This window comes from Rhodoferax sp. BLA1 (assembly GCF_013416775.1).
In the GTDB taxonomy this organism is placed as follows: Bacteria; Pseudomonadota; Gammaproteobacteria; order Burkholderiales; family Burkholderiaceae_C; genus Rhodoferax.
Window position 1 is genome coordinate 282,970 of the sequence record NZ_SZVI01000001.1, and the last position, 23,227, is coordinate 306,196.

Here is a 23,227-nt window from a genome sequence, read left to right on the forward strand (position 1 = left end):
GTGGTGGTCGCAGTGGTTTTGAGGCTCCGGATTCACGTGCCAGCGTGAGCGGCTGAACCAGCTTTTCCCTCTGTCTGAATTGATCTGAACAGGAGTGATGTGATGAAAATTATTGATGCCGAAGTGATTGTTTGCTGCCCAGGCCGCAACTTTGTGACCTTGAAAATCACGACCGATGAGGGTGTGACCGGTCTTGGTGATGGCACGCTGAACGGACGCGAGTTGTCGGTTGCGTCCTATTTGAAGGACCATGTCTGCCCCTTGCTGATCGGCCGTGATCCGCAAAAGATCGAAGACATCTGGCAATACCTTTACAGAGGTGCCTACTGGCGCCGCGGTCCGGTCACCATGTCGGCCATCGCTGCGGTGGACATGGCCTTGTGGGACATCAAGGGCAAGCTGGCCAACATGCCGGTCTACCAGTTGCTGGGTGGTGCTTCCCGCGAACACGTGATGGTCTACAGCCACGCCACCGGCCGCGACATCCCTGAAACGCTGGACGCCTTTGCCAAATACCAGGAAAAAGGCTTCAAGGCGATTCGCGCCCAGTGTGGTGTGCCGGGCATGAAATCGGTCTACGGCGTGTCCAAAGGCGGCGCTTATGAGCCTGCCACCAAAGGCTGGCCTGAAGAACAGGTCTGGAACACTGAAAAGTACCTGAATTTTGTGCCCAAGCTGTTTGAAGCGATCCGCGAGAAATTTGGCTTTGACACCCACCTGCTGCATGACGCCCACCACCGCCTGACACCGATTGAAGCGGCACGCCTGGGCAAGGCGGTGGAAGACTCGCGCCTGTTCTGGCTGGAAGACCCGACACCGGCAGAAAACCAGGAAGCCTTCCGCCTGATCCGTCAGCACACCACCACCCCGATTGCGGTGGGTGAGGTGTTCAACAGCATCTGGGACTGCAAACAGCTGATCGAAGAGCAACTGATCGACTACATCCGCATGACGATCACCCACTCGGGCGGCATCACCCACATGCGCCGTATTGCGGACTTTGCCGCGATGTACCAGGTGCGCACCGGCAGCCACGGCCCGTCCGATCTGTCACCCGTGTGTATGGGCGCAGCCCTGCACTTTGACCTGTGGGCTCCCAACTTCGGCATGCAGGAGTACATGGGTTACCACGAGCAGACCATGGAAGTCTTCCAATGCGGCTGGAGCTACAAGGATGGCTTCATGCACCCGGGTGACAAACCAGGGTTGGGTGTGGAAATCGACGAGGAACTGGCCAAGAAATACCCGTACGAGCCAGCCTACCTGCCGGTGGCCCGCCTGGAAGACGGCACCTTGTGGAATTGGTAAAGGTCTGATTCGGCCGCTGCTGACACCGGGTCAGCAGTGTGCCGCAGCCGCCATCAGGCGGACTCGAACAGATCCGGGAACTGCGCTGCGATATCGGGCAGCGACACAATGATTTCGCGCAGATGGGCGCGCGTGGCTGCCGCCGCAGCCACCGGGTCACGCGCCTCGATGCCATCGACAATGCGGCTGTGCTGCTCGATGATCAGGTGGATGGGCGTGGCGTCATCCAGGCTCAGGTAACGGATGCGGTCCATCTGTGCCTTGATGCTCTCCACCATCCGCCAGGCGTAGGTGCGACGCACCGAAAGCGCAATGGTGCGGTGAAACTCCTCGTCAAGCACCAGAAACTCCTGGTTCAACCCGGGCGCCACCTTGGATTGCTGCGCAATCAAATCACGCAGGTCCTGAATGGCACTGGGCGGCGCCGAGGTGGCGGCCTCTTCGGCCACGGCGACCTCGATGGCTTCACGCACAAAGCGGGCATCCAGCACATCAGCCACAGAAATCTTGACCACAAAAGTGCCACGCTGGGGCAGGATGACCACCAGCCGCTCTTCGGCCAATTTGATGAACGCTTCGCGCACCGGCTGGCGGCTGGTCTCATACTGTTTGGCGATTTCAGATTCGGACAGGGCCTGGCCTGGGCGCAACTCACCACGGATGATGGCGCCGCGCAGGTGCCGATGCAGCTGGGTGCCAATGGAGACAGGTTCAACGTGCTGGAAAGCGCGAACGGATTTGGTTTTCGAACGCATGGGCTCGAGTATCGCACCTAGCTTGCCAAAACAGGCCGTCACAAGGCCGCAAGTTGGCTCTTGTATGGCAGGTGTTGGCTCCATACCACCGTCTGCCGTTCCTGTGCCATGCGGGGAAAGCCACAACGCACCAGCCAAGCGCGGCGCGTGGCCAACGCAGTAGTCACAGAACGCTATGAAATCAATTGCCACCTGCCCTTATAGATTAACGGCTAGAGGCACTTTTTTCATATAAGACAGGGCAGATCCAACTGGCCTGCCCTTTGCGTTTTTGAGACCGTGGTGAGAGCGCCAAGCGGGGCACCCTTCACCTGGCGTTTTGGGTTCAAAACTTGACCAGAATATCCTCGTCGCGCACCACCATCTGGCAGGCCAGCCGCCAAGGGGGTGGCAGGTCTTTGGTCTCGGCATCGGCGATCTGCTGGGCGGTGATCTTGCCCGCGAGCTTGAGCACCAGTTTTTCCTTTTCGGTCAGCGCCACACCAATCGGTGTTTTGCCCGACAGCACCGACACCTGCACTTGGCAGGAGCCACATTCGCCGTTTTCACACTCGGACTGCAGCGGCACGTCGTTGGCCTTGGCCACGGCGAGCAAGGTCTTGGTATCGCCCGCCACGGCATACACCGTCAGGTCTTTTTTCATGCGAGGGGAACTGAAAGTTACATTGGCCATGATGTTCTCAATTGGTTGTCGGGACCCTCTGAGGGGATGCAATTCCCGTCGCGAGCCGATTGAGCTTGCGTTGAGCAGCACAGCCGTACTCCCGTACGGCGAGCAGCGCAGACGCAAGATCAACCGGCGCAGCAGGGAAGTGCGCCCCTCAGCGGACGATGTCGTAGCTGTAGTCGGTCTTACCGATACCCATGGTGTTGGCATCCAGCGCTTCGAAGAACTCGTCGAGCAGCATCACCAGCACCCGCATGCCGCCCTCATAACCCCAGGTGGGGTAACGGTGGTGGTGGTGGCGGTCGTGGATCGGGAACACCAGGCGCACCAGCGGCACCTTGGTGTCGCGCTCAAGGAACTTGCCATAGGTGTTGCCAATCAGGAAGTCCACCGGTTCGGTGAACAGCAGCGAACGCAGATGCCACAGATCGCGCTTCGGATACACCTTGCAGCCCTTGCCGTAAGGCGTCGAGTCAAACAACGCCTGCACCTTGGCCGCCCATTCGTTGGTGCCGTTGGTGGACAACACATGGGTCGGCTCGGCACCCAGCTCCAGCAGGAAGGCGGCGTAACCCAGCAACTGGTCCGGGTCACCGTAGAGCGCAAAACGCTTGCCATGCAAATGCGCCTGGCTGTCGGCCAGCGCATCCACCAGCTGGCCACGTTCTTTTTCCAGCTCGGCCGGAATCGGTTTGCCGGTCAGGCGCGAGATTTCCATCAGGAACTTGTCGGTACCCGCCACACCCACCGGGGCATTGAGGGTGACCACTTCCTGGCCGTGTTCAGCGATGAATTTGCTGGTTTTTTCGCAGCAGAATTCCTGGAACACGATGGTGGCCTTGGCGTGCAGGGCGGCCACGACTTCTTCTTTGGTGGTGCCACCGGCGTACATGCGGAACTCGCCATCAGTGGGCGTGTTCCAGCTCTCGGACGGGTCACAAATGATGTTCACCTGGACACCGAACAGGTCAAAAATGCGGCGAATTTCCTTCATGTTGCCAACAACAAAGCCATCAAAACCACCGATGAAGTTGATGCTGTCGTTGGGCACACGCACCAGCGGTTCGGTGGTTTTGGCCTTGCCGTCCCAGAAGTGGCGCAACACACCCAGCAGGGCGTTGTCGTAACCGGTGATGTGGCTGCCGACAAACGCCGGGGTGTGGGCAAACGGCACGTCAAACTCTTCGGGAATGCTGCCCTTTTGTTTGCTGGTCTTGATGAAGGCGTCGACGTCATCCCCAATCACCTCGGCCATGCAGGTGGTGGACACCGCGATCATGTCGGGCTTGTACAGGCTGTAGGCGTTGGCCAGGCCGTCGACCATGTTGTTCAGGCCACCAAACACCGCCGCGTCTTCGGTCATGGAAGATGACACACAGCTGGTGGGCTCCTTGAAATGGCGCGAGAAGTGGGCGCGGTAGTAGGCCACACAACCCTGGCTGCCATGCACAAAACTCAGGGTCTTGGCAAAACCATTGGCAGCAAACACCGCACCCAGCGGCTGGCAGGCCTTGGCCGGGTTGACCACGAGGGAATCGCGGGCGAAGTTTTTGAGTTTGTAGTCTTCGGTCTTGGTCCACTCCACGGTCTGGCCGATGGTGGCTTCGGAATGGTTGAACTCAAAGGCCTTCTTCTTCTCGAAGAGGTCTTGGTACTCGGGTTCACGAAACAACATTTCGTGGTCAATGACTTTGTCGGCAACTTGAGGCATGGTGGGCTCCAAAAGTGGTTAAAGGTTGGCGGCTGGCAGTTTTGCGTGGCACCCACGGAACCGGCTAAGCCGGGCCGTTGGGTGCGCCCCTTGAGGGGTATGCGGCTACACGCAGTGAGCAAGCAACGGGGAGAATCAGGCCTTCCAGGGGGCCTTGGTCAACCCCCAGACCGGGCTGGAGATCGCCATGTCCATGTCACGGGCAAAGATGGCAAAGCCGTCGTAGCCGTGGTAAGGGCCGGAGTAGTCCCAGCTGTGCATCTGACGGAAGGGCACACCCATCTTCTGGAACACGTACTTTTCCTTGATGCCTGAGCCCACCAGGTCGGGCTTGATGCCTTCCACAAAGTGCTCGAACTCGTAACCCGTCACATCGTCATAAATCAGCGTGCTGTCCTTGACGTAGTGGGTGGTGCGCTGGTAGTCGTCGTTGTGGGCGAACTCGTAGCCGGTGCCCACAATTTCCATACCCAGGTCTTCGTAGGCGCCAATCACGTGACGCGGACGCAGACCGCCCACATACAACATCACTTTCTTGCCTTGCAGACGGGGTTTGTATTTATCGATGACAGCCTGCATCAGCGGTTTGTACTTGGCGATCACTTCTTCGGCCTTGGCCTTGATGCTGTCGTCAAAGTGGCTGGCGATCTCGCGCAGGCTGGCTTCGATTTTGCTCGGGCCAAAGAAGTTGTACTCCACCCATGGGATGCCGTATTTTTCTTCCATGTGCCGGCTGATGTAGTTCATCGAGCGGTAGCAGTGCAGCACATTGAGCTTGGCCTTGGGGGTGTTCTCGATTTCAGCGATGGTGCCGTCACCGGACCACTGCGAGATCACACGCAGACCCATTTCTTCGAGCAGGATGCGGCTGGACCAAGCATCACCACCGATGTTGTAGTCACCAATGATGGCCACGTCATACGGGGTCGACACAAACTGCGAGGTGTGGCCGGTGTCGGTGCGGTCAAACACCCAGTCGCGAATGGCGTCATTGGCCAGGTGGTGGCCGAGCGACTGGCTGACACCCCGGAAACCTTCACAACGCACGGGTACGATGGTCTTGCCTTCGTACTCCTTGCTCTTTTTCTTGGAGACGGCCTCGATGTCGTCACCAATCAGGCCAATCGGGCATTCAGACTGGATCGAGATGCCTTTGTTCAGCGGGAACAGCACCTGGATCTCGTCAATGATTTTGTCGAGCTTCTTGTCGCCGCCAAAAACAATGTCTTTCTCTTGAAAGTCAGAGGTGAACTGCATCGTCACAAAGGAGTCGATGCCGGTGGTGCCGATGTAGTAATTGCGGCGGTTGGCCCAGGAGTACTGGCCGCAGCCAACCGGGCCATGGCTGATGTGCACCATGTCCTTGATCGGGCCCCAGACCACCCCTTTGGAGCCCGCATAGGCGCAGCCACGAATGGTCATCACGCCGGGCAGCGACTTGATGTTGGACTTGACCCCGCAATCGGGGCGGCCTTCTTCAAAGGTGCTGAGGTGTTTGGCGCGCCGTTTGGCCATTTTTTCGGGGTAGGCCTTCAGCACTTCTTCAATCAGGGCCTTGTTGGTGGCCTTGCGCTCTTCAACGGTGGCGGTCATGGGGTAACTCCAGTAGGTGATGTTGTGGGTGTGGTGAAAGTCCCGGCCTGGTCACGTAGCGCAACGCAGACCGGAATTCACACCTCTTAGGCAGCGGCGAGCTGCGCTGCGGCGGCTTGAGCGGCGGCCAGTTCTGCGGCGGCCTTGCCGACCAGGGACTCGTCGATCACATCCATGATCCCGAACTCCATCAGCATGTCTTCGAGCTGGTCCATCGTGATGGGGGTGGGGATGGTGCCGTTGCCCGCGTTGTTGTGGACCTTTTGCGCCAGCGTGCGGTATTCACCGGCCTGTTTGGAGTCAGGGGCGTATTCGATCACCGTCATACGGCGCAGTTCAGCGTGTTGCACCACGTTGTCACGCGGCACAAAGTGGATCAGTTTGCTGCCCAGCATGCCCGCCAGCGCGTCGGCCAGTTCGTATTCCTTGTCGGTCTTGCGCTCGTTACACACCAGGCCGCCCAGACGCACACCACCCGAGTTGGCGTATTTCAGAATGCCCTTGGAGATGTTGTTGGCGGCGTACATGGCCATCATTTCGCCAGACATGACGATGTAGATTTCCTGCGCCTTGTTTTCACGGATGGGCATGGCAAAACCGCCACACACCACGTCACCGAGCACGTCGTAGGACACATAGTCCACACCGTCGTAGGCACCGTTTTCCTCGAGGAAGTTGATCGAGGTGATCACACCGCGGCCAGCGCAACCGACACCTGGCTCTGGGCCACCGGATTCAACACAACGGATGTTTTTGTAACCAATCTTCATCACGTCTTCGAGTTCCAGATCCTCCACCGAACCCGCTTCGGCGGCCAGTGACAGGATGGTGTCCTGCGCCTTGGCGTGCAGGATCAGACGGGTGGAGTCGGCTTTGGGGTCGCAGCCGACGATGAGGATTTTCTGGCCCAGGTCAGACAAGGCTGCCAGGGTGTTCTGGGAGGTGGTGGACTTGCCGATGCCACCTTTGCCGTAGAAGGCGATTTGCCGAAGTTTAGCCATTGCAGTACTCCAATCAGGAAGGGTTAAAAGAACCAAGCTTGCGTAGCCGCGACTTGTGTCTGCCTGGCGTGTCCGATGGTCTTCTTCTTGTAGTCACGTTTGGCTGGATGTGAGCCCGCGCAGCCTGTTCATTGCAGCTTCCGTGCCATGCCGTTTGGGCCACGCCTCAAAGCCGGTGTCACACCCTGTTTTCATTGGGAAAAGCTGTTTTTCTCAGGGCAAAAACCTGGCGTTCCGGGTTTTGTTAACTTCCCGACAAAACCCCTGACCGTGTCGCAAAAATCCCGGTCGCAGGCGCTTGGGATGTGTGTTTGTGTCGGGTTTGCAGCGGGTTTCAGGTTGGTACGGTCATTGCAGTTAGAGAGGGGCTTGTATCAAAGCTATCTCTGCCAGCTCAACCACCCAAAGGACCTCCCATGACCGCCACCCTCGCCCGACCAGAGATCGACGACACCGCTTTTGCCCGCCTTGAGAACGAAGGGCGGCTGCTCAACCCCTTGCACAAAGCGATCACCGGCGTGCCCGGCCGCGTTGGTTTTCGGGGTGAGCTGGCGCTGCGCTTTGCCCCCAAGCTGGCCGACGAGGCGCGCCCACCCGAGCTGATGTGCCCCCAGGTCATGGCGATTGCCAATGTGGGCGAAAGTTTTGTGCCGTTTTTTGCCGGTTACCTGCTGAGTTTTGAGAGTCTCAAGGACGTGGCCGAGGTGTTGGGCGACACCTTGAGCGCCAGCGGCAAGTACTTCTTGTTTTGCGACAACATCGACCTGTCCAAAAAGTACCAGGTGCCCTACAACGGCGCCACTTTCTACGTGTTGCCGATTCTGGAGTCCACCGTCTACAACGAGTTGCTTGACCTGTTGTACCTGGAAAAGAACTACCTGAAGAAAAAGGACACCGCAGGCAAGCTCGACGCGGTGGCCAATGCCGCGCTCAAGTTCAGCGCCAACTTTGAGACGATTTCTTACGAAGAGGGGCTCAAGCTCATGGGGCCGGTACGCAACCCCAACGAGAACCGTCCTGTTTGAGCGGTGGCTGGCAGCTGCGCAACCCGATCTCAAAGCTGCGATGCTCGCCGTACGGGAGTACGGCTGTGCGCCTCGCTCTGACCTCGGGCTTCTCGCGACGCCATCCATTCGCTCAAACGTGAGCAACTGCTCATGGATGTCGACTCCGATGAACTTGATCAGCCCCAGCGCTGGTACGGCACCAACCTGGTGGGGGTGCCCTCGCTCTTACTCGGCAGCGCGGCGTTCAACGCCCACCCGGTGCCCTTGGCCATTGCGGGCACACGTGAGTCGCACATGGGGCTGTTTGCGCTGCTGGAACGCAGCCAGGACCTAAGCGAGGCGCAGGACATGTTCACCCACTACATGGCGATTGCGTTTGGGCTGCGCAAGCCTGATGCGGATGAGCTGCGCAGCATGGGTGCCTCGGAGCAACGGCGCTGGCACAGCAGTTGGCGCAAGCTGCTGCAGGGTTGGGGCATGGATGCCAACGGGGTGGCGGGTGCGGTGCTCAAGGGTTGGGTCGAGAGCCGTTTTGGGCTGGTGCCGAGTTTTCACAAAGCGCCTCTGGTGCGTTTCCCGTCGCCGGCCTGGGTGACCTACCTGCAGGAAAAAACCGCCAGCCGCCACAACAATAACAACATCCACCAGCAGCTCGACCTGCTGTACGAGTTCTGCCAATGGGCGCTGCGCCGTGGCCTGCTGCCGGGGGTCACACCGCAGAGCAAACACCTGCAACTCTGGCGTGGCAGCAACCGCTGTGAAGAGCAGGTGATCCATGGCCGGCTGCAAAACCGGCGCTGCACCGTGCGACTCAATAACCTGGTGTCGTTCAGCCTGAGTGCGCAGGACGCCTCGGTGTTTGGCGACTGGGTGTTTGAGGTGCAGGTGCCGGTGTGCAAGGTGCTGGTTTTTCCCGGCCTTTTGCCCGGCCAGGTGCTGCAGGGTGAGCAGGAGGTGCTGGCCCTGGGTGGCAACTACGAGGTCACGGCACGTTATGCGTGAACCCCTCGACCGCGCCCTGGGCGCTTACCTCGGTTTGGCCATTGGCGACGCACTGGGCGCCACCGTCGAGTTCATGCGCCCGCGCGAAATCGCCCACCAATACGGTGTGCACCGCGACATCATCGGCGGCGGCTGGCTCAAACTGGCGCGTGGTCAGGTCACCGACGACACCACCATGAGCCTGGCCCTCGGTGAGGCGCTGCTGCAAGCGGGTGCACCCGCGCTGATCGCCCATGCACATGGCGACGAGACCCTGACCCGGCGCATCGGCCAGGCCTATGTGCAGTGGTTCAGAGCCAAACCGGTGGACTGCGGCAACACCTGTCGGCGCGGCATCATGCGCTTCATGCACGAGGGAACACTCTCGGGTGAGCTCAACCCCGGTGACGGCGGCAACGGCGCGCTGATGCGCAACCTGCCCGCCGTGCTGGCCACCCTGGGCCACGACGGCTTGTTTGAGCGCCTGTCGATCACTCAGGCGCGCCTCACCCACCACCACCCCTTGTCCGATGCCGCCACGCTGGGCCTGGGCCAGTTGCTGCGCCTGCTGCTCACCGGCGCCAGCCACCCAAGCTGCCAGGCCTGGGTGGCCCAGTGGGTGGCCAACAACCCGAGTTTTGGCTTCACCACCTACCGAGGCCGTGCCACCGCCTATGTGGTCGACACGGTGCAGACCGTGCTGCACTTCCTGACCCAACACGAGGACTTCGAGGCCGCGATGGTGGCCACGGTGAACCAGGGCGACGACGCCGACACCACCGGCGCGCTGCTGGGCATGTTGGCCGGTGCCCGCTGTGGCGCCACCCGGCTGCCTTCGCGCTGGTTGCAACGCCTGCGCCCCGACGTGGTACGCGTCATCACCGACCAGACCTATGGTCTGCTGGCCCTGGCGGCCAGTCTTGACCCCGAGCCAATATCCGCCTCCACCTGAGAATCGCCATGGCACACATCAGCTTTTATGAAAAACCCGGCTGTGGCGGCAACGCCAGGCAAAAGGCTTTGCTGCTCGCCGCCCACCACACCCTTGATGTCAAAGACCTGCTCCAGACCCCATGGACAGAGGAGGAGCTGCTCCTGTTCTTGAGCCCTCTGGCGGTGCCGGACTGGTTCAACCGCGCGGCACCCCAGGTCAAGTCCGGCGAGGTGGTCCCCGAGTCGCTCAGTGCCGATGCCGCGCTGGCGCTGCTGTTGGCACAGCCTTTGCTGATCCGTCGGCCATTGATGGCTGTGGGTGAGCAGCGGATGGTCGGCTTTGACACCGCTGCGGTGCACGCCTGGGTCGGCCTGGGGGACCAGCCACCACCTGGCTCGCTCGAAGGCTGCGCCGCAGCCGCTGGCCACTGCAGCTCACCCCTTTGAACTGGAGATCACCATGCCCCTGTATGACTACCAATGCCAGGCCTGCGGCCACCACTTTGAGGCGCTGGTGCGCTCTGGCAGCACCCCCGCCTGTCCAGCCTGCGCCAGCGTGGCGCTGACCAAATGTGTCTCACCGATTGCTCCTGCCGGCAAGATCGAAGCCATCCGTATGGCGCACCGCCGTGTCGCCGCCGCCCAGGGCCTGTTTGACAACTACAGCCCATCCGACAAAGCCAAACTGCTGCAAGGCAAGAAAAACATCTGATCTGACATGAACACCGTTGACCGCTACCGCAGCTTCAAAGGCATTGACTTCGACGGCCAGGCCGCCCGCATGATTGCCCGCATCGAGGCCCACACCCAGGGGCTGGACGACCCGTTCTGGGCCTATTTCTTCCAGCGCCGCAACGCCACCGAGGGCATGCGTTACGACGACCAGTTGCTGCTGTCGAGTTTTGTCAACCAGATCCGCGAGCTGCTGGAAGCCAGACACGACGAGACCGGTCTGGCCTGGCTTGACCAGCTCGAAACCGAGTGTTTCTGAGCCGTTTGCCCTGGCGGGTTTGCCACGACCCTGGCGGTTTTGCCACACCGATGCGACGGCCTTGGCCCGCGCCAGAAGCCTATATCGCTATCTAATTAAAAGCATTCAGCCATTCATAAATAAGGGCTAGAGGCCAATTTCCTCCATAACCTCTCCAAAAAACCGGCTTGGGCGCGCTATTTGCTTTTATATACAGCGAGCACAGGATGTGTCGGCTTCGCTCCATCTGCGCCAACACCCCACCCTGTTTCACCACCGACGCTGGCACCTGCCACACGCCGGACCACCTTGGAGGCTGGAATGTTCCCTACACAAGCTGCATCGTCTTCTCTCGAAGTTCAGGCCCACTGCCCGTTTGCCCCTGAGCCCCAGGTGGCCTGGAGCGAGGCTTTGCCCGCGCTGCTGAAACCGCTGGTGGTGGCACCGGTGCACTTTCGGGTGTTTGAGGACTATGAGCTGCGGGCGGGTCGTATCACCGGCTGCGACGAGGCCAACCAGCCTTGTTACTGTGCCTCGTTTTTTGTGCTGACCGATCTGCGCTCGGACGACGACGAGGTGTTTTACGAGACCCCGGTGTACACCGAATTCGTCACCGCCTGGCGGTTGATTGACCAGCGCTGGCTGGTGTGCCACACCAGCTTCAACCGACTCAAGCCCGGCGGCAAAACCACCCGCTTTTCCGTCAGTCAGACGATGCCCAGGTAAAACCCGAGCCCAGCCAGACTGTGCCGTTTGTCAGTGACTGTGTGCCATTGCCGACAAGGCTTGATATCGTTATGTAGGCATTGATACATTGCCTTAGACAATGCTTTGGGCAACAGGACGCCTCTGTGCCTGTATGTTCAGGGAGGAACCCGCAAACACCAGGGAAAACCTCAGTCATCAACTTATCAAGCTCACGTGGCACGTCGTTTGCTTTTGTATATAACGACAACCAAGGAAAGATGTCCATGCACACCGCCCAGCCCCTGCCCCAACAACTGGCCAGCATCACATGAGCCCCACGTCCACCCAACTCACCGGCAAGTTACACATCGACACCGCTTTGGGCAGTTTTCTGGGCGACAAACGCATCCGCCTGCTCGAGGCCATCGACAAATGTGGCTCCATCTCTCAAGCCGCCAAGGCGGTGCCCATGTCTTACAAGGCGGCCTGGGACGCGGTGGACGACATGAACAACGTGGCGCCTGAGCCGCTGGTCAACCGCTCTGCGGGTGGCCGCCACGGCGGTGGCACCGAACTCACGACCTTTGCGCGGCGGCTGATTGCGTTTTACCGTGCGCTCGAAAAAGAGTCCCAGCTGGCGCTTGAGAAACTCACCAGCAACCTCCAACAAAGTGGCGTCTGCGATGTGGACGACTTTCGGCAAGTCTTGAGGAGAATGTCCATGAAAACCAGCGCGCGCAACCAGTTTGCCGGCACCGTCACCGCGCTCAAGGAAGGCGTGGTTGACACCGAAGTGAGCATCCGCCTGGCGCCCGACCTGCAACTCACCGCCATCGTGACCCGTGAGTCGGCCGAAAACCTCGGGCTGGCACTCGGTCGTGATGTGCTGGCCTTTGTCAAAGCCTCTTCCATCTTGCTGATGGCCGGTGAAGATGGCCAGATCTCGGCACGCAACCGCTTTGCCGGCACCATCACCCACCTCCACCAAGGGCCGGTCAACGCCGAAGTCACGCTGGCCATGCCGGGTGGTCGGCATGTGATCACCGCGGTGATCACCGACGACAGTGTCAAGCGGCTCAAGCTCGCCGTGGGCCAGCCTTTGACCGCGGTGTTCAAAGCTTCCAGCGTCTTTCTGGCCGCTGTCGACTGATGTTTGTTTTTTCCACAGGAGTTCCCATGAAAGCTTCCCGCCTGCTGCCAGCCTTGCTGGCCTCCCTGATCTGTGCCGCCGTTGGCGCCCATGCCGACGAGGTCTCGGTCGCGGTGGCCGCCAACTTCACCGCGCCGATGAAACAGATCGCTGCCGATTTTGAGAAAAACACCGGCCACAAGCTGGTCGCTTCGTATGGCGCCACCGGCAAGTTTTACGCCCAGATCAAAAACGGCGCACCGTTTGAGGTGTTGCTGTCGGCCGATGATGAGACCCCCACCAAGCTGGTGAAGGAAAACGCCGCTGTTGCGGGCAGCCAGTTCACCTACGCGATTGGCACCCTGGTGCTGTGGTCGGCCAAACCGGCCATTGTGGACAGCCAAGGCCAGGTTCTGAAAAACGGCGGCTTTGACCACCTGGCACTGGCCAACCCCAAACTCGCCCCGTATGGCGCTGCGGCGGTGCAAGCCATGCAGGCACTGGGTGTGTATGACAGCCTGGCAGCGAAGGTGGTGATGGGTGAGAACATCAGCCAGACCCACCAGTTCATCAGCACCGGCAATGCTTTGCTGGGTTTTGTGGCGCTGTCACAGGTGCTGGTGGACGGCAAGATCGAGGGCTCACACTGGGTGGTGCCGACCAAGTTGTATTCACCGATCCGCCAGGACGCAGTGATCCTGGACAAAGGCAAAGGCAAACCAGCGGCAGAAGCGCTGATCAAGTACCTCAAATCCGACAAGGCCAAAGCCGTCATCAAAACCTTTGGTTACGCCTTGTCCTGACAGGCCCCGCGTGGTCGGCATGAAACTGGCTAGGCTGATGCAGGATGTACTTCACAAGGATGTCAGGCCATGAAGATTGCCATTGCCACCAAGGCCAACGGCACCCAGGTGTCCGGCCACGCCGGGCAAGCCACCGACTGGCTGGTGTATGACTGCCAGCCCGGTGCCCCCTTGCCCGAGCCGCAGCACATCCAGCTCACCAAGGCCCAGTTGCCGCACCACTTCCAGGACGACGGGCCGCACCCTTTGCATGGGGTCGAGGTGGTGGTGGCCGCCAGCGCGGGTGATGGCTACATCCGCCACCTGGAGAAATGGGGCGCACAGGTGCTGCTGACCGGCGAGAGTGATCCGTTAACCGCCCTCCAGAAGATTCTGGCCGGTGAGGCCCTGGCCGACACCCGCTTTGACATCACCACCACGCTGTGCAAGCTGCGTGACCTGTTCTCGCGTCATTAACATGCTTGTGCTGAACGACGCCCAGCTCAACGCCCTGCTGCAGGACGACGTGCCTTTTGGCGACATCACCACCGACAGCCTGGGTATCGGCGGCCAGCTGGGTCAGCTCAGCTTTCAGACACGCCAGGCCATGACCGTCTGTGGCTCCGAAGAAGCCTGCCGCTTGTTTGAACTCGCGGGCGCCCAGGCCACGCGGGTGCTGCCATCAGGCGCAGTGGCCCAGGCGGGTGAACTGCTGTTGCAGGCACATGGCCCGGTCGCTGGCCTGCACCGCGCCTGGAAAGCCGCCCAGACTTTGGTGGAGTGGGCCAGCGGCATCAGCAGCGCCACGGCTGCCATCGTGGCAGCGGCCAATGGGCTGGCCGTGGCCTGCACCCGCAAAAATGTGCCGGGCACCAAAGCCTTGTCGGCCAAGGCGGTGAAGGCTGGTGGCGGTATCCTGCACCGGCTGGGCCTGTCGGAAACCATTCTGGTGTTTGCCGAGCATCGGCTGTATCTGGACGAGGCCCCTGCCGACACCCTGGCACGGCTGCGCCGGACCCAGCCTGAGAAAAAACTCGCCGTCGAGGTCGCCAATGTGAGTGAGGCGCTGATGTGGGCACAGGCCGGTGCCGAGGTGTTGCAGCTCGAAAAATTCACGCCCGAGGCGGTGGCCGCCTGCCGCTTGGCTTTGGCAGAGATTCAACTGCCGACCCGCCCCTTGCTCGCCGCTGCCGGTGGCATCCACGCCAACAACGCAGCCGCTTATGTGGCTGCCGGGGCAGACTTTTTGGTGACCTCCGCACCCTACTGGGCACCGCCCAAGGATGTGCAGGTGGTGTTTGGAGCCCACCCATGAACACCCCCTTGGCTCACCGGCCCGGGCTGATGGCCGAGCTACTGGCCCGGCCTGCCACTGCACCCGCCACCGCCGACCCGCTGCGCCCGGTGCTGGCCAGTCTGCTGGTGGGGCGCGCCTTGCAGCAAGGGGTGTTGAGCGCCACCCTGGGTTTGTCACAAGCGGATTTCGCCGCACTCTTGGACGCGTACTTTCCGGGTGAGCCGATGCCGTTACAAGATGGCCCCGGCAAAGACTCGCTGGAGCTTGACGACATCCACCAGCTGCTGCTGGGCCACCGCGCGGGCAACCAGGTGTCTGAAGTCTGGCTGGCGCGCATTGTGGCCTGCGCCTGCTGCGGACGCGACCACCTGTGGCAGGACCTGGGGCTGGCCAACCGCACTGAACTATCAAGCCTGATGGACTTGGCCTTTCCGACACTGGCGGCATTGAATGTGGGCGACATGAAGTGGAAAAAGTTCATCTACCGCCACTACTGCAGCACCGAGAGCATTTACCTGTGCCCGGCACCCAGCTGCGGGGAATGTGCCGACCACGCCAAGTGTTTCGCCCCAGAGGAATGAAGGCCGCTGCGGAAAGCCTCTTGTGAACACGCTAAGCTGACGACATGTTGTTGACCCCTGATGACTTACAAGCCCTGTGGCTGACCGTGCGCCTGGCTGGCACGGTGACACTGATCCTGCTGCTGCTGGGCACGCCGCTGGCCTGGTGGCTCGCGCGCGCCAAAGCCTGGTGGAAAGGGCCGCTCAGCGCGGTGGTGGCGCTGCCGCTGGTGTTGCCCCCTTCGGTCCTGGGCTTTTATCTGCTGCTGGCCATGGGGCCGAACGGCCCGGTGGGGCAGCTGACACAGACGTTGGGGCTGGGTCTGCTGCCCTTCACCTTCTGGGGGCTGGTGGTGGCCTCGGTGTTTTATTCGCTGCCCTTCATGGTACAGCCCTTGCAAACCGCGTTTGAGGCGATTGGTGAGCGTCCGCTAGAGGTGGCAGCCACCTTGCGTGCCTCGCCGCTGGACGCCTTTTTCACCGTGGTGGTGCCATTGGCGCGACCCGGTTTTATGACCGCGTGTATTTTGACCTTTGCCCACACCGTGGGGGAGTTTGGGGTGGTGCTGATGATTGGCGGCAACATCCCGGGCGTGAGCCGTGTCGCCTCGGTGCAGATCTACGACCATGTCGAAGCTTTGGAGTACGTGGACGCCCATCGCCTGTCAGCGGTGATGCTGGTGTTCTCGTTTGTGGTGCTGCTGGCGCTCTACGCCCGGCGGCCAAAACCTGTCCGAGAAAGCTGAGATGGCGGACATACAGGCGCGTTTTCACATCGACTGGCCGGGCTTCACGCTGGACGTGGACCTGGACCTGCCCGCGCGCGGGGTGACCGCGCTGTTTGGCCACTCAGGATCTGGCAAAACCACGCTGCTGCGCTGTATTGCCGGGTTGGAACGCGCGCCGCATGGGCAGCTGCGGGTCAATGATGAGGTCTGGCAGGACGACACCCACTGGCTGCCCACCCACCAACGCCCGCTGGGCTATGTGTTTCAGGAGGCCAGCCTGTTCCCGCACCTGACGGTGCTAGGCAACCTGCGTTATGGCCTCAAGCGCACAAACGCTGCGGCGCGCGTCAGCCTGGATCAGGCGATAGCTTTGCTGGGTATTGCGCATCTGCTGGATCGCCAGCCCGAGCATCTGTCAGGTGGTGAACGCCAGCGTGTCAGCATCGCACGCGCCCTGGCCTTGAGCCCGCGCATCTTGCTGATGGACGAACCCCTGGCCGCCCTGGACATACAACGCAAGCAGGAGATCCTGCCCTACCTGGAACGCCTGCACCACGAGCTAGACATTCCGGTGCTGTATGTCAGCCACGCGCCCGACGAGGTGGCGCGGCTGGCCGACCACATCGTGGCGATGGAGGGTGGCCGTGCGCTGGCCTGCGGGCCGCTCGGTGAGACGTTGGCGCGGCTGGATTTGCCGATTCGCCTCGGTGAAGATGCCGGTGTGGTGCTGGATGCGGTGGTGGCCGAGCGCGACGCCACCTGGCACCTGGCGCGTGTAACGTTCCCCGGTGGCAGCCTGTGGGTGCGTGATGGCGGCCACGCCCTGGGCAGCGCGGTGCGGGTGCGCATCCTGGCGCGTGATGTCAGCGTCGCCCTGCACCCGGTGCTTGATACCAGCATCCTGAACTGCCTGCCCGCCACGGTGGACCAGCTGGCGCCAGATGACCACCCGGCGCTGATGCTGCTGCGTCTAAAGCTCGGGGACTCACCGCTGATCGCCCGACTGACCCAACGCTCGGCCGCTGGCCTGGGCCTGGCCCCCGGCCAACCGGTGTGGGTGCAGATCAAGGCGGTGGCGCTGATTGGTTAGCGCCTGGTTTAACGATAAAAACTAGCTGTAGCCCTTTTTGAGAAAGGGCCATATGCTGCATTTGTCGTAGCAAGATGGTCGCTTGTGACCTGCCCGTTGAAGCACACCAGCGGCGGCACCCATTGGTGGGTGACAAGCGACAAAACCGACAAAGCGGCGCTGCCACAGTTCTTGCTTGACACCCCCCGTCTGCGCATTTGGCCTGTGGCACGGGGCCACAGCAAGTCACCTTGGCAGCACGGCATCCGGTGCAGCATGCACTGCAATTCATAGCACATTACCCAACATTCATAAGGGCTACAGCATGGTTTCTCACACAACCCCTGCCGACCACACCCCCATGGCGCCCACCGACCTGTTTGTCCACAACCGGGTGATCCTCACCCACTTTGACAGTTACAGCGCGGCCTTGCTTTTCCCGCGCTGGGACCAGACCTTGCTTTGGCCCTCTGCCCTGCCGGGCGACGCCGTGCCGATGCGTTCACCCGCAGTCATCACAACCGAGTTTTCGGGCCAGGCAGTGCGCCAGGCGGTGATCGACTGCTGCGGTTTTGATCCCGCCACGCTGGAACGTGTCCAGGAGTTCAACCACTGGGCCAGCACCGAGGACGGCCCGGTGCGTATCCACCTGCTGCGTTTCACCACCCGCGACGCGCCCAAGGCAGCCATTGAGGCGTTGGGCGGCGAGTTCAAGCCAATCAGCCTGCTGCGCAGCAGCGCGATGAGTGAGCTGGTGCTGCTGCGCGAGGTGTTCAACCTGATCGTCAGCGCGGGCATGCCCTGAGTTCTGACCCGGCCGACAATGGGGGCATGAACACTTTTTTGCCCTCTATCGCACGCAGCGCCCTGCCATCACGCTGGCTCGCCCCCTGTGTGCTGGCCTGCCTGGGCCTGGCCGCGTGCACCACGCCACCCCAACCCACCGCCCCCCAAACCGCACCGCCAGCCCAGCAGACCACTGCGGCAAACGCAGCCTCGGCAGACCTGGACGTTCATGCCCAACAGTTTGCGCGCTGGGTGGCGGAGTTCAGCGACAGTGCCCGTGCCGCTGGCATCGACGAAGCCACGCTGCACAGTGCGTTTGACACCGTTCGTTTTGTACCTCGCGTGATTGAACTCGACCGCGCCCAGCCCGAGTTCAACCGGACGGTGTGGGACTACCTTGACAACGCGGTGTCCAAACAACGTGTGATACGCGGTCAAGACAAGCTCCAGCAATCGCGCACGGACATCGAGGCCGCAGCGCGCCGTTACGGCGTCCCAGCGGAGATCCTCGTGGCGATCTGGGGCATGGAGAGCAACTACGGCAGCTTCATGGGCGACATACCCACCATCGATGCACTGGCCACATTGGGCTTTGAAGGCCGACGCGGGCCCTGGGCGCGTGGGCAATTGCTTGCCGCGCTAAAGATGCTGCAAAACCACGAGCTTGAACGCGACCAGATGATCGGATCGTGGGCCGGCGCCATGGGCCAGACCCAGTTGCTGCCGTCCAACTACCTGGCCTATGCAGTCGACGCTGACGGCGATGGCCGCCGAGACATCTGGGCCAGCCTGCCCGATGTGATGGGCTCAACGGCCCATTTCCTGGCCAAATCCGGCTGGCAGGCCGACCAGCCCTGGGCGGTTGAAGTCCGGTTGCCAGCAGGATTTGACTTTGCACTAGCCGATGGCGACCTGCGTCAGCCAAGCTCAGCATGGCAGCAACAGGGTGTGCAGTCGCTCGACGGCGGCCCCTTGCCTGATCTGCCCGACAGTGCGCTGCTTCTGCCAGCCGGTGCACGCGGCCCGGCCTTCCTGGTCGGCGCCAACTTCCGCGCCATCCTGCGTTACAACAACGCTACCAGTTACGCGCTGGCGGTGGGCCTACTGGCCCAACAACTGGCGGGCGGCCCCGGCGTACAAGCCCCTTGGCCGCGCGATGTACAAGCCTTGTCTCGCACGCAATTGCAGGCTTTGCAGACCGCCCTCAGCGCGCGTGGCTTTGACACTGGGCCTGCCGACGGGGTGATGGGCCCGGCCACGCGCCGCGCCATTCGCGCGTACCAGCGCAGTGTGGGCCTGCCGCAGGACGGTTACCCCACACTGGAGCTACTGACCCAACTGCAGTGAACGCGTGGATAGGCGCGGGCTGGCCCACCGACTAGCTGATGCCCAGGCGTTCCTTGATCTCTGGCAACAGGCGTCGGCTGATCGGAATGACGCGACCCCGTTGCGTGACAAACTCGGCCAGACCACTCTCCAAATATTGCAGTTTGTGCACCAGGTCGATGTTCACAAGGTACTGCCGATGGCAGCGCAGCAGCTTGGTCCGCTGCTGCAGGATGTTCAGGCGCAAGGCGGTGGGGCGCTCCTGGCCATCGGTGTCTGACACATAAATACCGGTGTTGCGTGCTTCGACAAACTCGACCTCATCGGCCTTTACAAAAATCACACTGCTCTGGCTGAAACACGGGATTTGCCGCAAGTGGCAGGCCTCGGGCAATACACTGAAATCCTGCTTTAAAAAACTGTTGCGCAGGCGTTCCAAGGTCAGCTCCAACCGGTCTGCGGTGACCGGTTTGAGCAGGTAGTCAAACGCGTTTTTCTCAAACGCCCGCACCGCATACTCGTCATAAGCGGTCAGAAAAACAATCTGCGGCATGGTCTGCGGGTCCAGCATGCCCAGCATCTCGATGCCGGTGATCTGTGGCATCTGGATGTCGAGAAACACCACATCGGGCTTGTCGACATGGATGCGTGTCAGGGCGTCGATGGCATTGCCACATTCGCCCAGAATCTGGATGTCTTTGGATGGCTCCAGGGTGCGCCGCAACTCGCGCCGCGCAAAGGGTTCGTCGTCAACGATCAGGGCGGTCATCATCTCAGGTCAAAGCCTCCATGGGGATGCGGACAGTGGCACGGGTCGACACCTGGCGCTCACAGGCCATGGTCACACCGAAGGATTCACCGTAGCGGTTTTTGATGCGCCGATCCACGATGTTCATGCCCAGGCCGCCACCGCCGGGCTGGGGATCATAAAGGCCGGCGTTGTCCTCCACCACCAGGAAGACGGCCTGCCCGTCCTGATGGGCCCGGATGCAAATCCGTCCGACGCGGATCATTTGCCCGGTACCGTGTTTGATCGCGTTCTCGACCAGCGGCTGCAGGGTGAACGCGGGGACATGCACACCCAGCAGCGGCTCGGGGATGTCGATCTCGACCGAGAGCCGATCTTCAAAACGCGCCAACTGGATACCCAGATAGGCCTTGGTGTGCTCGATTTCTTCAGACAACACCACGTCCTCGGTCGGGCGCTTGAGGTTTTTGCGCAGAAACACCGCCAGGTCACTCAGCAAGGCGCGCGCCTTGGCGGGGTCGTCATGGGTGATCGCAATGATGGTGTTCAAGGTGTTGAACAGAAAGTGCGGGTTCACCTGCGCATGCAGCAGCTTGAGCTCTGACTCCAGCAACAGGCTCTTCTGCCGCTCGTAACGTCCGTCCAGGATCTGACTGGACAGCAGCTTGGCAATGCCTTCGCCGAGCGTGCGGTTGATGGTGGAGAAGATCCGGGTCTTGGGCTCGTAGAGTTTGATCGTGCCGATGACCTGCCGGTTCTCGCCCACCAGCGGAATCACCAGCGAGGAGCCGAGTTTGCAATGTGGGCTGAGTGAACACTGGAACGGGACTTCGTTGCCGTCGGCAAAAATCACCTCGTTGCAGCTGATGGCGTGGAGGGTGTGCTGCGACGCAATCGGGGTGCCTGTCAGATGGTGGTCGGCACCGATACCGATGAAAGCCAGAATTTTCTCGCGGTCGGTGATGGCCACCGCACCGACACCGGTTTGTTCGTAAATGATGCGCGCCACACGCATGCTGTTCTCCTGGTCGAAACCATCGCGCAACACACCGTCCACATGCGCGGCAATCTCCAGCGCCTTGGCCGAGAACGCGCGCGACTGGCGGTCAATGCTGTCGCGCCGATCCAGCAGGATCTTGACAAACACCGCCGCACCGGCGGAGTTGGCAATGAGTTCGGGCAGTGCAATCAGGGTGACGATATCCAGCGCCTCGGCGAAGGGTCGCGACAGCGCCAGATCAATGCCCAACTCGATCAGGATGGTGACAAAGGTCAACCCACCTGCCAACAAGGGGCTGAACAGCAGCCGCGTCTTGCCACGCTTGATCAAATAGCGGTGGGTCAGGCCACCCGCCAGCCCTTGCATCACGATATCGATGGACGCCGCCAGACCAAAGGAGCCGCCCAGGGTGTATCGGTGCAGCCCCCCCGTGATGCCAACGGCGAGGCCCACCACCGGCCCACCAAGCAAACCGCCCAGCACCGCGCCAATCGCCGGGGTGTTGGCGATCGCATTGCCACTGACCACGGGCAGCCCGAGCAAGGTCCCCATGATGCAGAAGGCCGAAAAAATCAGATAACAGGCGATCCGGTGGGGCCAGCGGATGCTGGCCCGGGTCAGGGGTATGAACAAGCGTGTCCGGCTCAGCGCATACGCCACCACCAGATAGACGCACATCTGCTGCAGCAGCAAGACCGACAGTGAGGCAATCGATTGCAAGTTCAACGCGGAACCCTTTGTGATACGGGTGAGGCAGCGGCTTGTGTCAAGGCGCCCAGCAAATGCACTCGGGCTCGAGGTCAGCTGCCACCGAAGGTATCGGTGCCAACATTTTCAGGGCCAAGCCGCCACAGGAGGTTTCACGGTATTTGGGATTCATGTCTTTGCCAACTTCAAACATCACCTCGATCACTTTGTCGAGGGGAACAATCGGCTCACTGGTACGACACAGCGCCATGCGCGCCGCATTGATGGCCTTGACCGCACCCATCGCATTGCGCTCGATACACGGGATTTGCACCTGCCCGCCAACCGGGTCACAGGTGAGGCCCAAATTATGTTCCATGGCAATTTCCGCGGCGATGCAGACCTGCTCGGGCGAGCCGCCCAGCAACTCGGCCAGACCGGCAGCCGCCATCGAACACGCCACCCCGACTTCCCCCTGGCAACCCACTTCGGCACCCGAGATCGACGCATTGCGTTTGAACAAACCACCAATGGCGGCGGAGGCCAGAAAGAAGCGGTTGCAGCTGTCTTCGTCGAGCTTGTGGATGAACTGGTCATAGTAGGCCAGCACCGCCGGCACGATGCCACAGGCACCATTGGTCGGCGCGGTGACCACGCGGCCGCCAGCGGCGTTTTCTTCAGACACCGCCAGTGCAAACATATTGACCCAGTCAATGATGTTCATCGGGTCTTTGGACAGTGGTCCGGCCGAGCTCAGCCGCCGGTGCAGCGCCACCGCTCTGCGCGGCACACGAAACGGACCGGGCAACACACCTTCGGTCTTCATGCCCCGCTCCATACACTGGGACATCCGCGCCCAGATGTTGCCAAAGTAGCTGCTGATCTCTTGCTGGGTGTGCAGACACAGCTCGTTCTCCAACACCAGACCAGAGAGAGACAGACCTGTGCGGCGGCATTGGGCCAGCAGCTCTGCGGCATTGGTATAGGGATACGGGGCGGCGGTCTCTGAGTCATCCGCGCTGGTGGCGCAGCCATCCTCGATGACAAAACCACCCCCAATCGAGTAGTAGTTTTTGTCCAGCAACAGGCGCTCTCCCGCAAAGGCTTTCAGGGTCAGGCCGTTTTCGTGCCTGGGCAGGTTGGAGTGATGAAAGGTCATGGCTGTGCGCCCGAAATCCACCTCGGGGCCATCCAGCCCCAGCTGGATGCGCTGGGTGCTGCGCACCTTCTGGATCAGGCCGGGGATGGCACCCACATCAATGGTGTCGGGCAGCTCACCCATCAGGCCCAGCAGCAGCGCCACATCGGTCTTGTGGCCCAGCCCGGTCAGGGCCAGCGAGCCATACACATCGATCACGACCGAAGTGGCTTGGGCCAGTTTGCCCAGCCCACGCAGATCATCCACAAAACGCCTGGCGGCATTCATCGGACCCAGGGTGTGGGAGCTGGAGGGGCCGATCCCGACCTTGTAGAGGTGAAACATGCTGATCATGGTGTGAATT

At 61.2% G+C, this 23,227-nt stretch carries 25 protein-coding genes; 17 read left to right on the forward strand and 8 right to left on the reverse strand.

All coding sequences use genetic code 11. The features are described 5' to 3' along the window. Positions 1-102: 102 nt before the first annotated feature. Positions 103-1,308 (forward strand): D-mannonate dehydratase ManD, encoded by a 1,206-nt coding sequence (gene manD, locus FDG13_RS01345; protein ID WP_180124996.1) that lies wholly within the window; start codon positions 103-105, stop codon positions 1,306-1,308. Between the two features lie 53 nt (positions 1,309-1,361). On the opposite strand, the gene FDG13_RS01350 is transcribed toward manD, so the two are convergent. The 5 genes from FDG13_RS01350 to nifH all read right to left on the reverse strand — a co-directional run bounded on the left by FDG13_RS01350 (position 1,362) and on the right by nifH (position 7,035). Further along, a complete protein-coding gene (locus tag FDG13_RS01350) occupies positions 1,362-2,063 on the reverse strand; it encodes a GntR family transcriptional regulator (RefSeq protein ID WP_180124998.1) in 702 nt (233 codons plus the stop codon). A gap of 325 nt (positions 2,064-2,388) precedes the next feature. After that, positions 2,389-2,736, reverse strand: coding sequence for a 2Fe-2S iron-sulfur cluster-binding protein (locus FDG13_RS01355; RefSeq protein WP_180125000.1), 348 nt, complete (start codon positions 2,734-2,736; stop codon positions 2,389-2,391). Between the two features lie 148 nt (positions 2,737-2,884). After that, a complete protein-coding gene (gene nifK / locus FDG13_RS01360) occupies positions 2,885-4,441 on the reverse strand; it encodes a nitrogenase molybdenum-iron protein subunit beta (RefSeq protein WP_180125001.1) in 1,557 nt (518 codons plus the stop codon). Positions 4,442-4,576: 135 nt separating this feature from the next. Then, positions 4,577-6,034: a nitrogenase molybdenum-iron protein alpha chain gene (nifD, locus tag FDG13_RS01365; protein WP_180125003.1), complete on the reverse strand. Its 1,458-nt coding sequence runs from the start codon at positions 6,032-6,034 to the stop codon at positions 4,577-4,579. An 86-nt stretch (positions 6,035-6,120) separates the two neighbouring features. After that, entirely contained in the window at positions 6,121-7,035 is a 915-nt protein-coding gene (gene nifH / locus FDG13_RS01370) for a nitrogenase iron protein (protein WP_078365407.1), read from the reverse strand. 416 nt (positions 7,036-7,451) lie between these two features. Here nifH and FDG13_RS01375 point away from each other — a divergent pair, with 416 nt between their 5' ends. From FDG13_RS01375 to FDG13_RS01450, 16 genes are all read left to right on the forward strand, one after another. Further along, complete coding sequence (locus FDG13_RS01375; protein WP_180125005.1) at positions 7,452-8,060, forward strand: hypothetical protein; 609 nt, start codon at positions 7,452-7,454, stop codon at positions 8,058-8,060. A 132-nt stretch (positions 8,061-8,192) separates the two neighbouring features. Then, positions 8,193-9,044, forward strand: a complete 852-nt coding sequence (locus FDG13_RS01380) for an NAD(+)--dinitrogen-reductase ADP-D-ribosyltransferase (protein ID WP_180125007.1) — start codon at positions 8,193-8,195, stop codon at positions 9,042-9,044. Further along, a complete protein-coding gene (gene draG / locus FDG13_RS01385) occupies positions 9,037-9,975 on the forward strand; it encodes an ADP-ribosyl-[dinitrogen reductase] hydrolase (protein ID WP_180125009.1) in 939 nt (312 codons plus the stop codon). The genes FDG13_RS01380 and draG overlap by 8 nt, the downstream gene beginning before the upstream one ends. A gap of 8 nt (positions 9,976-9,983) precedes the next feature. After that, positions 9,984-10,403 (forward strand): ArsC/Spx/MgsR family protein, encoded by a 420-nt coding sequence (locus tag FDG13_RS01390; protein WP_180125011.1) that lies wholly within the window; start codon positions 9,984-9,986, stop codon positions 10,401-10,403. A gap of 13 nt (positions 10,404-10,416) precedes the next feature. Continuing rightward, positions 10,417-10,668 carry a zinc ribbon domain-containing protein gene (locus FDG13_RS01395; RefSeq protein WP_078365402.1) on the forward strand — a complete coding sequence of 84 codons (252 nt, stop codon included), beginning with the start codon at positions 10,417-10,419 and terminating at the stop codon, positions 10,666-10,668. A 6-nt stretch (positions 10,669-10,674) separates the two neighbouring features. Then, complete coding sequence (cowN, locus tag FDG13_RS01400) at positions 10,675-10,947, forward strand: N(2)-fixation sustaining protein CowN (protein WP_180125013.1); 273 nt, start codon at positions 10,675-10,677, stop codon at positions 10,945-10,947. A gap of 300 nt (positions 10,948-11,247) precedes the next feature. Continuing rightward, positions 11,248-11,652: a hypothetical protein gene (locus FDG13_RS01405; RefSeq protein WP_180125015.1), complete on the forward strand. Its 405-nt coding sequence runs from the start codon at positions 11,248-11,250 to the stop codon at positions 11,650-11,652. 289 nt (positions 11,653-11,941) lie between these two features. Next, entirely contained in the window at positions 11,942-12,763 is an 822-nt protein-coding gene (locus FDG13_RS01410; protein ID WP_180125016.1) for a TOBE domain-containing protein, read from the forward strand. A 26-nt stretch (positions 12,764-12,789) separates the two neighbouring features. Beyond that, positions 12,790-13,545: a molybdate ABC transporter substrate-binding protein gene (gene modA / locus FDG13_RS01415; protein WP_180125018.1), complete on the forward strand. Its 756-nt coding sequence runs from the start codon at positions 12,790-12,792 to the stop codon at positions 13,543-13,545. Positions 13,546-13,614: 69 nt separating this feature from the next. Then, positions 13,615-14,001 carry a hypothetical protein gene (locus FDG13_RS01420; RefSeq protein ID WP_180125020.1) on the forward strand — a complete coding sequence of 129 codons (387 nt, stop codon included), beginning with the start codon at positions 13,615-13,617 and terminating at the stop codon, positions 13,999-14,001. A 1-nt stretch (position 14,002) separates the two neighbouring features. Next, the gene (gene modD / locus FDG13_RS01425) at positions 14,003-14,839 is read left to right on the forward strand and encodes a ModD protein (RefSeq protein ID WP_180125022.1); all 837 of its coding nucleotides are present in this window, start codon (positions 14,003-14,005) and stop codon (positions 14,837-14,839) included. Continuing rightward, on the forward strand, positions 14,836-15,402 hold the full coding sequence (locus tag FDG13_RS01430; protein WP_180125024.1) for a nitrogen fixation protein NifQ: 567 nt from the start codon (positions 14,836-14,838) through the stop codon (positions 15,400-15,402). Before modD ends, FDG13_RS01430 begins: the two co-directional genes overlap by 4 nt. 44 nt (positions 15,403-15,446) lie before the next feature. Beyond that, the gene (gene modB / locus FDG13_RS01435; RefSeq protein WP_180125026.1) at positions 15,447-16,127 is read left to right on the forward strand and encodes a molybdate ABC transporter permease subunit; all 681 of its coding nucleotides are present in this window, start codon (positions 15,447-15,449) and stop codon (positions 16,125-16,127) included. A gap of 1 nt (position 16,128) precedes the next feature. After that, positions 16,129-17,199 (forward strand): molybdenum ABC transporter ATP-binding protein, encoded by a 1,071-nt coding sequence (gene modC, locus FDG13_RS01440; RefSeq protein WP_180125028.1) that lies wholly within the window; start codon positions 16,129-16,131, stop codon positions 17,197-17,199. Between the two features lie 304 nt (positions 17,200-17,503). Then, complete coding sequence (locus FDG13_RS01445) at positions 17,504-17,983, forward strand: hypothetical protein (RefSeq protein WP_255435022.1); 480 nt, start codon at positions 17,504-17,506, stop codon at positions 17,981-17,983. Between the two features lie 26 nt (positions 17,984-18,009). Then, complete coding sequence (locus tag FDG13_RS01450; protein ID WP_180125030.1) at positions 18,010-19,311, forward strand: lytic murein transglycosylase; 1,302 nt, start codon at positions 18,010-18,012, stop codon at positions 19,309-19,311. Positions 19,312-19,342: 31 nt separating this feature from the next. Here FDG13_RS01450 and btsR read toward each other — a convergent pair whose 3' ends face one another. The 3 genes from btsR to FDG13_RS01465 are packed head-to-tail and all read right to left on the reverse strand — an operon-like array spanning position 19,343 to position 23,217. Continuing rightward, positions 19,343-20,062 carry a two-component system response regulator BtsR gene (btsR, locus tag FDG13_RS01455; protein ID WP_180125032.1) on the reverse strand — a complete coding sequence of 240 codons (720 nt, stop codon included), beginning with the start codon at positions 20,060-20,062 and terminating at the stop codon, positions 19,343-19,345. A gap of 1 nt (position 20,063) precedes the next feature. Further along, complete coding sequence (locus FDG13_RS01460; protein WP_255435023.1) at positions 20,064-21,764, reverse strand: sensor histidine kinase; 1,701 nt, start codon at positions 21,762-21,764, stop codon at positions 20,064-20,066. 40 nt (positions 21,765-21,804) lie between these two features. Then, entirely contained in the window at positions 21,805-23,217 is a 1,413-nt protein-coding gene (locus tag FDG13_RS01465) for an L-serine ammonia-lyase (RefSeq protein ID WP_180125034.1), read from the reverse strand. Between the last annotated feature and the right edge of the window lie 10 nt (positions 23,218-23,227).

Excerpts from the sequence above, each read along its gene's own strand:
- manD (WP_180124996.1), top strand. The coding sequence starts at position 103 with ATGAAAATTATTGATGCCGAAGTGATTGTTTGCTGCCCAGGCCGCAAC.
- FDG13_RS01350 (WP_180124998.1), bottom strand. The coding sequence starts at position 2,063 with ATGCGTTCGAAAACCAAATCCGTTCGCGCTTTCCAGCACGTTGAACCT.
- FDG13_RS01355 (WP_180125000.1), bottom strand. The coding sequence starts at position 2,736 with ATGGCCAATGTAACTTTCAGTTCCCCTCGCATGAAAAAAGACCTGACG.
- nifK (WP_180125001.1), bottom strand. The coding sequence starts at position 4,441 with ATGCCTCAAGTTGCCGACAAAGTCATTGACCACGAAATGTTGTTTCGT.
- nifD (WP_180125003.1), bottom strand. The coding sequence starts at position 6,034 with ATGACCGCCACCGTTGAAGAGCGCAAGGCCACCAACAAGGCCCTGATT.
- nifH (WP_078365407.1), bottom strand. The coding sequence starts at position 7,035 with ATGGCTAAACTTCGGCAAATCGCCTTCTACGGCAAAGGTGGCATCGGC.
- FDG13_RS01375 (WP_180125005.1), top strand. The coding sequence starts at position 7,452 with ATGACCGCCACCCTCGCCCGACCAGAGATCGACGACACCGCTTTTGCC.
- FDG13_RS01380 (WP_180125007.1), top strand. The coding sequence starts at position 8,193 with ATGGATGTCGACTCCGATGAACTTGATCAGCCCCAGCGCTGGTACGGC.
- draG (WP_180125009.1), top strand. The coding sequence starts at position 9,037 with ATGCGTGAACCCCTCGACCGCGCCCTGGGCGCTTACCTCGGTTTGGCC.
- FDG13_RS01390 (WP_180125011.1), top strand. The coding sequence starts at position 9,984 with ATGGCACACATCAGCTTTTATGAAAAACCCGGCTGTGGCGGCAACGCC.
- FDG13_RS01395 (WP_078365402.1), top strand. The coding sequence starts at position 10,417 with ATGCCCCTGTATGACTACCAATGCCAGGCCTGCGGCCACCACTTTGAG.
- cowN (WP_180125013.1), top strand. The coding sequence starts at position 10,675 with ATGAACACCGTTGACCGCTACCGCAGCTTCAAAGGCATTGACTTCGAC.
- FDG13_RS01405 (WP_180125015.1), top strand. The coding sequence starts at position 11,248 with ATGTTCCCTACACAAGCTGCATCGTCTTCTCTCGAAGTTCAGGCCCAC.
- FDG13_RS01410 (WP_180125016.1), top strand. The coding sequence starts at position 11,942 with ATGAGCCCCACGTCCACCCAACTCACCGGCAAGTTACACATCGACACC.
- modA (WP_180125018.1), top strand. The coding sequence starts at position 12,790 with ATGAAAGCTTCCCGCCTGCTGCCAGCCTTGCTGGCCTCCCTGATCTGT.
- FDG13_RS01420 (WP_180125020.1), top strand. The coding sequence starts at position 13,615 with ATGAAGATTGCCATTGCCACCAAGGCCAACGGCACCCAGGTGTCCGGC.
- modD (WP_180125022.1), top strand. The coding sequence starts at position 14,003 with ATGCTTGTGCTGAACGACGCCCAGCTCAACGCCCTGCTGCAGGACGAC.
- FDG13_RS01430 (WP_180125024.1), top strand. The coding sequence starts at position 14,836 with ATGAACACCCCCTTGGCTCACCGGCCCGGGCTGATGGCCGAGCTACTG.
- modB (WP_180125026.1), top strand. The coding sequence starts at position 15,447 with ATGTTGTTGACCCCTGATGACTTACAAGCCCTGTGGCTGACCGTGCGC.
- modC (WP_180125028.1), top strand. The coding sequence starts at position 16,129 with ATGGCGGACATACAGGCGCGTTTTCACATCGACTGGCCGGGCTTCACG.
- FDG13_RS01445 (WP_255435022.1), top strand. The coding sequence starts at position 17,504 with ATGGTTTCTCACACAACCCCTGCCGACCACACCCCCATGGCGCCCACC.
- FDG13_RS01450 (WP_180125030.1), top strand. The coding sequence starts at position 18,010 with ATGAACACTTTTTTGCCCTCTATCGCACGCAGCGCCCTGCCATCACGC.
- btsR (WP_180125032.1), bottom strand. The coding sequence starts at position 20,062 with ATGATGACCGCCCTGATCGTTGACGACGAACCCTTTGCGCGGCGCGAG.
- FDG13_RS01465 (WP_180125034.1), bottom strand. The coding sequence starts at position 23,217 with ATGATCAGCATGTTTCACCTCTACAAGGTCGGGATCGGCCCCTCCAGC.